Origin of the sequence: Mycoplasma sp. 4463 (genome assembly GCF_048381515.1) — a bacterium.
GTDB lineage: Bacteria > Bacillota_I > Bacilli_A > Mycoplasmatales > Metamycoplasmataceae > Mycoplasmopsis.
In genome coordinates this window covers 1-15,002 of record NZ_JBLWID010000002.1, presented here as the reverse complement: position 1 = coordinate 15,002, position 15,002 = coordinate 1, and the positions used below count along the sequence as shown (strand labels likewise).

At 30.4% G+C, this 15,002-nt stretch carries 7 protein-coding genes; all 7 read left to right on the top strand.

What is annotated here, in order from left to right:
- Positions 1–83: 83 nt before the first annotated feature.
- The 7 genes from ACNF36_RS00380 to ACNF36_RS00350 are packed head-to-tail and all read left to right on the top strand — an operon-like array spanning position 84 to position 14,530.
- Positions 84–5,612 (top strand): PDxFFG protein, encoded by a 5,529-nt coding sequence (locus ACNF36_RS00380; RefSeq protein WP_418303335.1) that lies wholly within the window; start codon positions 84–86, stop codon positions 5,610–5,612.
- A gap of 15 nt (positions 5,613–5,627) precedes the next feature.
- Positions 5,628–8,684 (top strand): hypothetical protein, encoded by a 3,057-nt coding sequence (locus tag ACNF36_RS00375; protein ID WP_418303334.1) that lies wholly within the window; start codon positions 5,628–5,630, stop codon positions 8,682–8,684.
- The gene (locus ACNF36_RS00370) at positions 8,684–9,733 is read left to right on the top strand and encodes an ABC transporter permease (protein ID WP_323177572.1); all 1,050 of its coding nucleotides are present in this window, start codon (positions 8,684–8,686) and stop codon (positions 9,731–9,733) included. Before ACNF36_RS00375 ends, ACNF36_RS00370 begins: the two co-directional genes overlap by 1 nt.
- The gene (locus ACNF36_RS00365) at positions 9,733–10,791 is read left to right on the top strand and encodes an ABC transporter permease (protein ID WP_418303333.1); all 1,059 of its coding nucleotides are present in this window, start codon (positions 9,733–9,735) and stop codon (positions 10,789–10,791) included. Before ACNF36_RS00370 ends, ACNF36_RS00365 begins: the two co-directional genes overlap by 1 nt.
- 9 nt (positions 10,792–10,800) lie before the next feature.
- Positions 10,801–12,051, top strand: coding sequence for an ABC transporter ATP-binding protein (locus tag ACNF36_RS00360; protein ID WP_257089576.1), 1,251 nt, complete (start codon positions 10,801–10,803; stop codon positions 12,049–12,051).
- A gap of 3 nt (positions 12,052–12,054) precedes the next feature.
- Positions 12,055–13,380, top strand: a complete 1,326-nt coding sequence (locus ACNF36_RS00355; RefSeq protein ID WP_257089578.1) for an ABC transporter ATP-binding protein — start codon at positions 12,055–12,057, stop codon at positions 13,378–13,380.
- Positions 13,381–13,426: 46 nt separating this feature from the next.
- Positions 13,427–14,530: a variable surface lipoprotein gene (locus ACNF36_RS00350; RefSeq protein WP_257089580.1), complete on the top strand. Its 1,104-nt coding sequence runs from the start codon at positions 13,427–13,429 to the stop codon at positions 14,528–14,530.
- Positions 14,531–15,002 lie beyond the last annotated feature (472 nt).

Sequence of the window (15,002 nt, the reverse complement as noted above, 5' to 3'; positions counted from 1 at the left end):
AATGTAAAATTAAATTTATTTATATATTTATATATAAATAACTATTTTTAATCAAAATTTGAAATTCAATAAAGGAGTACTATATGAAAAATTTAGCTTTAAAATACAAAGTTTTATTAGCATTAGGTATATTAGCAGGAGCGTCCGGTATTGCTGTTGGTTCAATTTACGGATATGCAAATAATTCTGACGAAAAGAATGGACCAACAAATCCAGTTGATCAAAAATTGTTTGTAAACAACTTTAAAAAATTCTATGATGAAAATGATCAAATTAAACCTGAAGTTTCTGTTTTAGATCCACTTAAATCAAAAATTGTTGCTAATGTAGTTTCAAACAATGAAACTTACAATGAATACAACTTTGTTGGTGAAACAGAAAAATATTCATTTGACGAATTTTTCAAAGAATATTACAAAAGATACAATGAATCATTCATATTAGAAGTTAAATACGGCTCATTCAGTTTTTACAATGAGTACGTTTTAGCTGTTAGACCAAAACAATTTATTGAATTTTCAAATTGATTTATGTCAAACGTATCTTGAGGTCCTGACCTCTTAACTTTAGACTCATTTAGAATTGTTCCAGGAGTTGAGCAAAACGGTAATGCTATTACTTTAGGGTCTCACTCAACATTGCACAAAGAATACAGTGAAATTAAATTCTTCCCTGATGCATTCTTTGGCTCATTACCTTACTACTCAACGGTTGGTGGTAGAGGAAATGCACAAGATGCGTTAACTTATTCAACATTTAATTATGAAGTTCCTAAAGCTGATGTTGATATGTTCTTAAACAACATTCCTTTAGCAACTGCAATTAAAAACTCTTCAATGCTACCTAACAATACAGCATTTAGAGAAATTACTATTCCAAGAAAATTAATTAATAAAGAATTCTTAGTTTACATTCCAGGTTCAGCGCCACAACTTGATGTTGAAAAAATTCAAACAGTTTACTTGCCAAGTAACATTAGTTCTGAAGAATTTGCAAAAGTTGCAGAGGAACTCAAACCTAACTTTGGTACAGTTTCATTAAGTGACTTCAAACCAGTTATTATTAAAGACGTTAATAGTAACTACAATACAGAAAAAAAGAAAACAACTTTTGAAGTCTTCTTTGATTACAAAAATAAAACTGACTCAGACGCGGTTAAAAACTTTGATAGAGATTCACTTTCAGAAACTGATAAAGCAAAACTTGATCAAGTTATTGCTGCTAGAGGTGACTTTAATGTTAGAACAAGTTTAGACTTTACAAGAATTTCTGAAGCTTCAGCAATTACATACAGAAACTTCGTAAAAGCTATAAATGAAGATATTATTCACTTCTTAGATTTTTATGACATTAATTCATATGTTGGAACAAAACTTTTTGTTTATAAAGAAGGAGATAAAACTTACTACTTTGATTCATTTGTTAAAGCAATCAATGAAGTTCCTGCTTTAAAAGATAAAACTTATGAAGAACAAAAAGCATCAGTTAAAGAATGTGAAATTAAAGAGTTTACAATTCAAAACTCTGGTTCAACACATATGCTTTCAGTTAAACTTGAAGACTCAAACAGATTTATCTTACGTGAACAATTTGTTGCAAGTGCTTCAAATAATTATTCACCAGCTGGATTTGCTCAATTTAAGGAAGCTGCTGGATATTTAGGTTCAATTACTCCTCTTATTTTAGGTTACACAAGTGAAGAAAAAGATGCTAATGGACAAACATTAAGAGGCCTTGATTCAAGAAAATACCAAGTTTATACAGAAGTTTATAATGGACTTGCTGAAAAAGTTCTAGAAAAATACCCACACTTACTTAAATCATTAAACGGACCACACTTAGAAAAATCTGTAAATGATAAAGGGGTATATGAATACAAAATTGTTGAAGGTGAATACAAAGGTGTTTCAGAATCAGATAGAATTGGACTTCCACTTGTTTTAGGAACTCTTATTGAAGACTTTGAAGGTATTTCAACAGACTTCTTAAAATATGTTGCAACTCACGAATATGGACATCACTACACACTTGATCAAGGTCAATCTTGAATCGATTCTAAAAACCCTATTTTAGTTGGTGGTCTTTCAACTCGTGGTGGAGCTAGCGACTCTTCATTCTACTCATACAAATCTCTTAAAAACTATTTAGAAGCTAGAACAAACCTTACAGTTATTAGAACAAACAGTTTAGGTGCTCCAACTGAAAATGGTAAATTCATCAAATTCCAGTTTGGTATCCTTGATGAAAACGGAAACGTTGTTTCTCAAGAAGTTGAAACTAAAAATCAAATGTGAGGTGCTGTAGGTGTAGCTGGACAAGATATCTACACAGTGTTAGCTAACCCACAAAGACGTTTCTTACAAGATTATGAAGGAATGATTGAAGCAGCAAAACTTAGAAAAGTTGCTCCAGGAGACTTATTTATTGCAAACTCATTTGATGAACAATCAGGAACACTTAACCCAGCAATTTCTGGAAAATCTAAAGTATTCAAAAAATTCGAAAATGGTGAAATTAAATTTGCACAAGTAACTGCTAAAAACGTTATTGAACAATTAACAGATGGTTCTGGACAACCTATTGCGCAATTTGTTGACTTTATCAATGATGATGAATTCAAAGTTAGAGTTTATGAAACTGAAACTGTAAATGACAAAACAGTTATTACAAAAGTTAACTTCAAAAAACCAGATGGTTCACCAGCTATTAATGTTCCTTTAAATGTTGAACTTGATACAGAAAGCTGAAACTACATTCGTTCACAAGAAAGATTAATTGTTCAATCACTTCAAGAAGTTATCAAAGCTGACTTATTTGATTCAGGATGAAACACTAATGCAACAAGATTAGGTGGTTCACTTGCAATTTACCTTAAAGACTTATTTAATGCAGTTGATTTAAATGACTACTTTAAATTATTTAAAAACAGAGGAAACCAAATTGAATACGATCCACAATACAACTCTGTTTTAGCAAACTTTGCTCAACCAGGTAAAGATGCACCTGAACAACACAGAGAAGCATTACAATACTTATCACTTCGTTCAAGTTTACAAGGTTCACTTAGAGATATTGTTAACACATTCTATGGTTATATAGATACAAAATACAGAATGCAAAATAGAGCAAACATTAACCCTGTTTTAACATTTGCAAACTACAGAGACTTACAAAACTCAACTAAGTATACATTCCCATATGTTTCAAGCTCAGCATTCTTAAGTACATACACATACTCAAAAGACAGACTGAGTCAAACAATGAATGAGTACGCTACTGAATTGGGTCTTGAATCAATTGATGGAAGATGACAAAATAACTTTTCTATTGCATTTTCATATGCTCTTGGAATTGCTAGATTAGGTAACAACTCATCAGACTTGTTTACTTACTTAGACAAAGACCAAAATATGTTAACTTTAGAAAACTTACGTGAGTTACTTACAAGTGGTCCAGATGCTTTTGATAAAACTGTGAAATATGTTGGACTTAATCCATTCTCATCAGCTTACAAAAAATCTGATTCAAACTTAATTGAAGCTTTTGTTGCTAACTACAAAGTTAATGCAACAAGATTAGATACAAACAAAAATGCAAAATCACTTGCTTTTGCTTCGCTTGATAAAATGATGGAATTATTATCAATCGATTATTCAAAAGCTTCATTTGATGTTGCTTCTAAATCATTCAATTGAGATTTAGATTATGTAAAATCAAAATTTGATTTAAGCAAAATTAAATCAGTTGTATTAGCAGGTGACTTCACAGTTTCAACAGATAAAAAAGTTGAAATCGGTGCATCACAACAACTTTTAGCTAACTATGCAATGAAAGCGTTTAAAAACTCAAACTTACTTCTTGCAGTTAAAGACTTTAATGTTGCTACTGATTTAGTTGCAAACCAAGCATTCTTCTCAAAAGAATATGGAATTAGAATTGAAAGTCCTGAATTTAGAGAAAACTATGTTGAAGACGCTTCATTAATTAACCCAGAATCAAAATTACAATTTGATGCAGCTAAATTACAAGAATTCCTTAATGAACTTCTTTCAAAATACGGTGTAAGTGATTACAAACAATATTTTGATACTCAAGACTTAATCCTTTTATTAGGAAACATTACATTCATTAGAAACTTTGGTGTTATTGGAGAAAATCTTCTTATCGGTGATATTTACTACGGTGGATTCTCTTCAGGTAAACCATCAAGTGATGTATTCAACTACAATGAAACAAGAGTTGAGCCATTATTAAATGACAAATTCACAGATTATATTTACTCAATTGCTGAAACGTTAACAAGAGATTATGTTCAAACAACTTACTTACCAAGTTTTGAAAACTTTGGTAACTTACCAAAATTCTTAGGTGGAGTAAATGAATCAGTTACTGGACTTGATTACATTGTTGATGGAACTAAATTAGCCTACTTAAACGATATCAAAAATAGTCAATCAGATATGGTGCAAGGTATTTATGCAGCTATTCAATCACATAAATACAAAGAATATATTGCACAAACTTTAGATTTCCAAATTCAAACAAATATTAAGATTGCTGAATTCAAATCTAAAGTTGATAACTTAAAATTAAATTTAATTCCAGCTGCTGAAGCTGCGATTGCTGATCATAAAGAACAAATTAAATCTGAAGAACAAAAATTAGCTTCAATGCAACAAGGTAGCGACGAATACAATCAAACAGAACAAAAAATAGCTGACCTTAAAGCACAATTATCTGCTAAAGAGCAAGAATTAAATAACTTACAAGCAGAACTTTCAAGAACTAATATCGATTTAGCTAACGAATCAATTGAAAAGAATAAAAAACTTGTAACTGAATTCAAGGAACCGATTTTTGGAATCTGAAATGACACATCAATGCTTCAAAGAAATGAAGATGGAAGAAGAAATTCAAACTACTTTGGAAGCTTCATCTCAAATAACAATGGATTCTTTAAAGATAGATTTGAAAAAGAAAAAATTGGTATGGAACTTTATGATGAAAATAGAAATGCCATCCAAGACAACAACATTAGATTAAAAGACTTTGAAGGAAACAAAATTACTTCAAGACCTAAAGCATTCTTTGTTTCACAACTTCTTAACTATGGAGTTTCAGAAAGAACAATTTCAGGTATGTTCAGAAATAAAAAACTTGATGCAGTTGCTATGTATGGATACATTCCAAATCAATTAGCAGAGCAAGTTAAATACATTAAGTTCACTGACATTGATACAAATGAAATGCACTACTTACCTGTCAACATTGATAAAACAAACAACATTTTCTATTATGAAAAACAAGGTGATGCAGATTCTAAAGTTACACTTGAACAATTAGGTTACCAATCTTGAATTTCCGATTATGCACTTATGTCTAAATACAGAAACTCATTATTAAAACCAAAACACAGATTCTATATTGATTTTGCTAATGAAAACAAAGATACAATAGGTGGATTTACAATCGGTGACCTTGACGCAATGATTGAAAACGGTAAAGCTGATGAACAATCACCAATCAAGATAATGCCTGAAAAAGATGAAAACAACAATAACACAGGAAAAACAATTATTTACGTAGATTACCAATTTAACATTTCAGGATAATAAAAGGAGAAGAAGATGAAATTAAAAAATAAATTATTATTGACATTAACAGCAGCTTCTGCTCCTGTTGTCTCGTCAATTGCATTACTATCTTGTCAATCAGGTGGATTATTCTCTAAATCAATTGATTATGATTTAGGATTAGCAACTGAACCGATTAACAACTTAAACTATGTTAGATATAAATCAATGGACAAAATTGTTCCATCATTAGTGGACTCATATTTAAAAACAGGTCCTACAGCTCAACTTAAATCATTACTTAACAAAGCTTCATACAACTTTGTTGTTATGGAAAATAGTACAGTTAAAGATTCAGCTAAATTCACTGACTACTTAAATGCATCTAGAAGTGAACTTTTAGATAATGATGGTAAAGGTAAAATTTCAAATGCATTCTATGGAATTGATAACTTCCAAACAGTGGGTGGATTAGCTGACTTATCAGATGGAAATATCCAAGAAAAAAGTACTATTTATGCTTACAGAAACCCTAGAAACCCTAATAACTATATGGCTATTACAGGGTACACTAGAAAAAAACAAAATATGTGATCTAACGGTGACTTTGTAACTTCAAATGACATTAGAGATTACTTAGAATACATTTTAGACCTTAACACAGGGTCTCAAAAATTAGACACAGTTAGAAAATACGGAATTAGAGCAGTTGATAAATTTATTGACGCTCAAAAAGAGTATCAACAAAAATTCAAACAATCATATAAAAACCCATTTGGACGTAGAGATTATGTTTGATCAGAAGTATTGAACAGATACATTCAAAATCCAAACCAAGAAGTGTTTGCTTCACAAATCAAAGATGAAAATGGAAATCCACTTGATACTGTGGAAGTTGAAGCAATTAAGCAAGCTGCATTAGAATTTGGTTTCTATACAGGTCAATTATTCTTAGATTACGATAACGATTACATTGCAGAACACTTATCATTACCTGAAAACTCTTCTTTTGCTTTAGATAAAGAAGTTCAAGACTTTACAGTTTTAGTTAATGGTGAGAAAAAGCAAATTAAGATTGTTAAAAATATGTATGTAAACCCATACCAAGAGTTTAATAAAACAAACAAAGACTTACAAGGTACAATCAAAGCACTTTCAAGTAGCGAAAACTCATTCACAATGATTTTTGATGACACTAAAACACCTGATTTATCATATTTATTATTCACAATCCTTTACAACTTATTCCCAATCAATAGAAAACACGTTGAAACTGTTGCTGGTGGAATTGATAAATATGGTTCAGAGCCTAAAACATTCTTAACATCAGGTCCATTTAAAATTGCACAAAATGGTGAAGGTATTCTTTTAGGAGATAACGGTTACATTATTCTAGAAAAAGATAAAGATTACTTTGATGCTGAAAACACGATTTCAAACAAAATCAAAATTATGTTCTCAACTAACAAGAACACAAACTCATTATTCTTTGAAGATGGTTTAATTTCACAAACATATATTCCTGCTTCAAAAATGAACCTTTATTGATCTGATCCTAAAATGAAAAAATACCTTAACAAAAACACAGGGTATGGAACAATTGCTTTTGCTTTCAACTTAGATAGCGAAACAAATGGAAATTCATATTTACAAGATCAAGATTTAAGAAATGCAATGTATTTTGCAGTTAACAGAGAAAAAGCTCTTAAATTTGTTGGATGAGATTTCTCATTCCCTGTTAACACTTGAACATCTTATGGACAATACAAAACATTCGATGGTAAAAACATTGAAATGTTCTTTGAAGGTCAAAAATCCACAACTAAAAATGGTAAAGAATTTGACTTACAAAACTACGAATTCGTTGTTCACTTAGCTAAATCATTCACATTTGAAAAAACTGAACGTAAAGATTTAACTTACGATATTCAAACAGCAAAATACTATTTAGATAGATTCAAAGCAAAACATCCAGAATTACAATCAGTTAAATTTGAATTCTTAAACAATGGTTCAGAAGAACAAAAGAACGCTGGTTTATTCTTAAAAGGTGCTCTTGAAACTATGTCAAATGGTTACATTTCAATTGAAACAAAAACATTACCTGAAAACATCTATGCAAGCTTTATTGAAAAAGGTGCATACCAAATTATTTATCAAAACTACGATAGATTAGGTGGTAATGGAGCACAGGACTATGTATCTGCATTCTTCAAACGTGATGAAGTTGATACAATCAACCAAAAATCAATTGCTTTCAAAGATAACCCTGTTGGTTCATACATTTATGGTGACTACATAGGTGAATTAGTTATTGAACAACTTCAAAAACAAGATGCTAGTGTTTCAAAACTTTCATTAATGCAATCTGACATTAATTGAATTAATACGCTTATTAATTCAAACTCATTATCAGGTGACTATGTAAACATTGCATCAGATTTTAATTCAGCAAAAGTTTCACAAAGTAGCAGTGAAATAGCAGCATTTGTTAAAAAATACGCAAAACCTGTATCACTTGCGCTTGCAAGTTTAAATGAAGCTAAAAAAGCAAGATATTCAGAGCAATATGTTGAAAACTTGCTTGGGTATATTATTATTAATAACAAAAACATTAAAACAAACAGAATCAACAATGCATTTATTACATATTTAGCTACTGAGTTTACAACAGAACAAATAGCTAACTTAACAAACGAAACACAACAAAGATTACAATTTAACCAAGAAGAATTATTAAGAAGCGAAAGCGCAAAACCAGATGATGCAATTCCAGTATTCTGAAATAAATTCATTGAGTTATCACTTCAACATCCAGATGAATCGATTTCACAATACACTTCAAGAATTAACTCATTCTTCTCAGGAAACTTCACAGATGAGGAACTTTTAGAAAACTGATCTCAAACAAGAGTTTACTTATTTATCGCTGGACTTGAAAAAGTTATCAGAGATACAGCGGTTGTAATTCCACTTATGGAAGTTGATACAAACTGAGAAATTACAAAAGTTGGAGGGGTTGATAGTTTATTCAGATTCTCACTTCAATATGCATACGATATGACAAGACCACCAATGGCAAAATTACCAAGAACTAAAGAAGGGAACTAATGAAAAAAGTACAAGTAGATAATAAAACTTATGAACTGAACGATAACAAAGTTATCTTTAGAAGTAAAAGAAATGTTGAATTAAAACTTAAAGATAAACTTCTTTCAATTGATTCACCATTCTTAAAAACATCTTGAAAATTCTTAAAAATTATTGCTGAATTTATTGTTATCGGATTTATTGTTATATCAATTACATTCTTCTTAATTAACTCAGTTCCAGGTGAAAACCCACTTACACAAGGTAAGGATGAAACTGCAAGAAAAATTATTGAAGCAAAATATGGATTGGATCAACCTTTACTTACAAGATACTTTAAGTACTTAAATGGTCTATTCCACGGTGACTTTGGTATTTCTTATTCACTTTTCCCTGAGCGCCCTATTACTGAATTTATTTGAGATAGATTTTACAAATCATTCTTAGTTGGAATTTTCTCAGTATTCTTAACAGTTACAATCGGTATTTCACTTGGTATTTGAGTTGGTAAAAATCCAGGAGGACTTGTAGATAACGTTTCAACTGTTATTGTTTCAATTTTCTCATCTGTTCCTTCTATTATTTTCGCTTTACTTCTTGTGTTTATCGGACGTGTTGTCGGAATACCTTATGTATTTGACCAATATAATTTTGCAACCTATATACTGCCTGGTCTAGCTCTTTCATTAGGAAGCATTATTGTTTATATTAAATACATTAGAACAGAGCTTAACAGAGAGCTTAACTCAGTCCACGCTAAGTTTGCTTACTTAAAAGGTGTGTCAAGAAACAGATTTGTTTGAAGACACGCGCTTAAACCTGCACTATTCCCAATTGCTACATTCTTCCCTGCTGTTATTTTTGGATCATTCATTGGAAGTATCTTCATTGAACAAATTTTCTTAATTCCTGGTTCAGGAGGTATGTTACTTAATGCTATTACTTCAAAAGACTACAATGTTATCTTATTTTTAATTGTTATGTTCTCACTTCTTACAGTTCTATCATATGCATTCAGAGATATTCTTTATGAAGCAATTGACCCAAGAATTAGAAGGAGAGGTGCTTAATGAAATTTAAAGAACATTTACACAAATTTAATTCATCAATTAAGAAATTCTTCGAAAAGACAGCAAGCAAAATTAAAGGACGTGAAGCAACTGCTTCAATGTCAAAAGAAGAATTAGCAACAGCACCAAACCCAATTACACAACCATTTGTGTATCAGTCTTGAAAAATTGTTGGAAAAATTGTAGACTTCCAAACTGATATGCATATGCAAGCTCAACCAAGAGTTTTCAAAGAATTTATTAACAGATTCTCAAGAAGTTTTGCTGGAGTTTTTGGTTTTGTTACATTAGTTTCATTAATCTTATTAGCAATCGTTATTCCATTTACAACACAAGATCCAAACGTTACAAGTGTTGATGATTCAAAACTTATTTTCAATACAGTAGATAGCAAGGGTGTATTCCACATTCTTGGAACAGATCATTTAGGAAGAGATTTTTGAGCTAGATTATGATGAGGACTTAGGTATTCAATTGCACTTGCATTTGTTGTAACAGCAATTGAGGTTGCTATTGGACTTACAATCGGAATTATGATGGGTCAATTTGAATTCTTTGACAAAATTATGACTTTCATCATCAAAGTTATTTCAATTGTTCCTACAATTATCATCCTTATCTTAATGACTATTATTATCAAACCTAGTTTCTGAGTTGTTGTATTCTCACTTTCACTTACATCTTGAACAGGTATGGCTAACCAAATTAGAGCTCAAGTTAAACGTGCTAAATACTTTGAATGAGTATCTGCATCAAAAATCTTAGGTACACCAACTTGAAAAATTCTTAAAAACTATGTACCTGTTATATTACCTATTTTAATTACTCAATTAGTATTCACAATTCCTGGTGTTGTTTTATCAGAAACATCACTTGCATTCATCGGTCTTGCTATCGATGATGTTCCTACATTAGGGAACTTAATTTCTGAAGGTCAAAAATTATTCCCTGACTACTTAAGATACGTATTTGTTCCTTCAACATTCTTAATCTTAATTACAACAAGTGTTCAATTAATTGGTGCATCAGTTCAAGATGCATTAAGAAGACAAAGATAGGAGAGTTTTATGAAAAAAGATAATAACTTATCTAATCAATCAGAAAAACAATCATTCAAGTCTAAATGAGAACACTTTAAAAGAAAAATAAATGTTGCAATCACAAACGCTTTTTCTGGTCTTGGATTAGGAAACAGAAAAAATATGTTTGATTGAGAAACATTTATGGAAAATGTTGAGTACAAAGAATTTTCAGATGGAACAAAACTTAAAATTGCTGCAGAAATTAAAGACATTCACTTATCATTCTTAAACCCATCTGTACCAGGTCAAAAGAATAAAGTTCTCCGTGGACCATCTATTCAAATTTACGAAGGAAAAGTTCACGCAATTATCGGTGAATCTGGTTCAGGTAAATCAGTTATTACATCTCTTCTTTATGGACTTACAGGAGATAATGCTGTAATTGATAGTGGTGAAATTAAACTTTACAATAATCACGTTGAGAAGTTCTCAATGCGTGATTGAGAACGTTCACACTATAGAGGAAGAGTTGTTTCAGCTGTCTTCCAAAACCCTATGTCTACATTAAACCCAACTATGAAAGTTGGAGCACAAATTATGGAAGGTATGCTTGTTAATAAAGTTGTTAAAAACAAAAAAGAAGCATATGAACGTGCTGTAGAATTCCTTAAATTAACAAAAATTAATGACCCTGAAGCTGTTATGAAATTATACCCACACGAAATGTCAGGAGGTATGATTCAACGTGTTGTTATAGCTGCTATTGTTGCGCTTGAACCAAAAATTTTAGTAATGGACGAACCTACAACAGCGCTTGATCCAACAGTTCAAGCTTTAGTTCTTGAAGTTGTTAAAGAATTACAAGAAAAACTTAAATTATCAATCGTGTTTATTACTCACGACCTTGGAGTTGTTGCTTCGATAGCTGACTACATTTCAATTATGTATGCAGGTCAAATTATTGAAGAAGGAACTACAAGAGAAATCTTAAAGTATCCACAACACCCATATACTTGAGGTTTAATCTTAAGTATGCCTGACGTTAATAATGGTAAAAGACTTTCAACAATTAGAGGTTCAGTTCCATCTAACTTAAATAATATTGTCGGAGATGCTTTTGCAGTTAGAAATGATTATGCACTTGGTAGAGATTTTGAAGTTGAACCTGACTTTTACTATGTTTCAGAAACACATAGAGTTAAATCAGCGCTTTTAGATAAAAGAGCACCTAAATATACACCACCTGCACACATTGCAAAATTATGAAAGGAGTTTTTAGCAAGTTCTAAAAAATAATTTATGAAAAAAGACTATTACATAGAAACACAAAAAAAATTCCTTTTCTGAAAAAAAGAATTCATAAGATACAACATTAAAGGTGTAGATGAAATGTTAAAAGTTCCTCAAGGTAAGGAAGTCTTAGCAACATTAAGAAACGTGGATGTTACATATGGTTCTCGCTCAAAAGCATTTAGAGCTGTAGTAGACTTTAACTTAAACATTTACAAAGGTGAAGTTTTAGGTATTGTTGGTGAATCTGGTTCAGGTAAAAGTACAATTGGACGTGCAATTATCGGACTTACACCACACAGCTTTGGACAAATTAAAATTCTTGATAAATTATTACCTAAGAAAATGGTTAGAGGATTTAAGTTTGGTAAATCACTTAAAGAATATAAAGAAATCGTTAACTTTATGGTTAATAAAGTGCAAATGATTTTCCAAGATCCAGCTAACTCACTTAATCCACATGTTAATATTGAAACAGTTGTTTCTGAAGGTTTAACAAATACAAAGAACTCTAAAGAAATTTACTTATTTAACTACGACCAAGAGGTTGTTAAACATTTATACTCAATGATTGATAAAAAAGAATATCGTTCTTTATTTGGAAAGTTCAAAGATGAATTAGATCACAAAATTTCAATCAATGAGAACGTTGCATATGATGCTTTATATGTTGACTTTGAAAAAACGATTAATCAAACTTGAGGTTTATCAGAAGTCGCAACTAAATTAGCTGAATACAAAGCAAAACGTGATGAATTAAATAAATTAACTGAAAATGAATGTAAAACAATTTTAGTTAAAGACATTCTTAAGAGTGTAGGACTTGATGAATCAGTTTTAAAACGTTATCCACTTGAATTCTCAGGAGGACAACAACAACGTATCGGGATTTCTAGAGCCGTTGTGCTTAGACCTACATTACTTATTGCTGACGAACCAATTTCAGCGCTTGACGTTTCTATCCAAGCACAAGTTGTAAACATCTTTAATGAACTTAAAGAAAAATATAATCTTACAATTGTGTTCATTGCTCACGACTTACGTATGGTTGAATATATTTCAGACAGAATTGCTGTTATGAATAAAGGTAGATTACTTGAAGTTGGTACAACTGAAGAAATTATGAGGCACTCACTTCATCCATATACAAAATCATTGCTTGAGTCAGTTCCATCAATCGATTCTGACAAAGGTAGCTTGCTAGGATACGAATATAATCCTGCAATGCATAATTACACAGAAGATTATCAACCTGAATGAATAAAAATCAATGATAATCACTTTGTGTTAGCTACACCTAAAGAAGTTCAAGATTGAAAAAATAATAAATATTAATTTAAATTCAAATAACCTAATAAAACAAATATAGAAAGGAGGCTATATGAAAAAAATTAATAAAAGAATTTTATTTGGTAGTTTTTCATTAGTTTCAATGTCATTACCAATCGTTGCTCTTTCTTGCAATAATACAAACAACCCACAACCGAACCCGGGAGATAATAAAACAAATCCAAATCCTGAAATTACATTCGAGCAAAGCAAAGCAATTGCTATTTCTCAAGTTGAATCATCATATTCAAACTTAACAGAGGAGCAAAGAACTAAGATTAAAGAATTAATCCAAGCATCAGAAAACCAAGAACAACTTAAAAACATTCAAACAAATGCTAATTACTTAAATGAATTAGTTCCAAGTTTAAAAGAAGCTGTTGCAGATTATTCAGATGTTAAAGCTAGCTATAAATATGCAAATGATGATCAGCAAGCTAGAAAAGATGCATTCGATACTGCTTACAATAATGTTAATAATGTTGTAAATTACTTAGATTTTTCAAATAATGGTACTGCATTAAACTTTGATGTTGACGCACTTAAAGCAGCCTACAATGATGCTAAAAATGCATTAGCTGGTCAAGAAGTTCAAAAAGATCCTAAACCAGCTATGTATACAGATGCAGCTAAAAGATTCGGTAAATGATTCTCACTTCCTGAAAGTCAAGAAGTTGCTTACACAATAGTTAATACAGCTAAACAATTTGAAGAAAGCACATATGAAGTTCATACATTAGGACAAAAAGTCGATGGAAAAACAACATATCCAATTAAAAACTACAAAGCTGATACACCGGAATTACCTAATAATATTCAATTTTCTATAAGTGATTTCCAAACATATCAAAAAATGATTAAACTTAGACAAAAGGTTCTAGACACTTTCTTTAGATTAATTGTTAAATCAGATGGTAAGAAAGTTTATGAATTCTTCAACCATGATACAGCTTATGCACCTACTAGATATTCAATTAGTAAATTAATGTTAATCATTGATAAATTAATTATCACAGGTAACATTTATGAAGAGTACTTAATTGAATTAGAGGGTACAAAGGATGATTCAACAGTTAAAATGTTCCAAGATCCAGCGCACAAATATTCATATTATGCAATCTTACCTAGAGTAGAGCAAATGAAAAACGCTGTGTAGTGAGTTTAAAAGTCAAAATTAAGTAGCTTATGCTACTTTTTTTATTACAAAAAAGCACATTAAAGTTTATTCAATGCACTTAAATTATGTGTGATTAAATATATTTGAAAAGTAGAAATTGAACAAATAAGAAAGCTTTGTATTCTTTTCTTAATTAATGCTATAAAGCGGAAAACGTGGGATAACCAGAGATAATAAAAAATAATAATCTCTGGTTTTTATATTCTTTAGTTTATTAAATTATTAAAAAGTTAATTTTTAAAGAGTTTTTTTATAAAAATTAGCATTTTTTGTAACTTATATATAACTAAAAAATTAGCAAAATATTTTTTTTAAACATCTTAAATTAACAATTAAAAGCTTATAAAATAAGCGATATTTGTTTCAACAATTTGACTAAACTGGGACACTAAAAATGGACAGAAGGTTTAATTAGACATAATAACACCTCAATGATGTTGGGGTGTTTTTC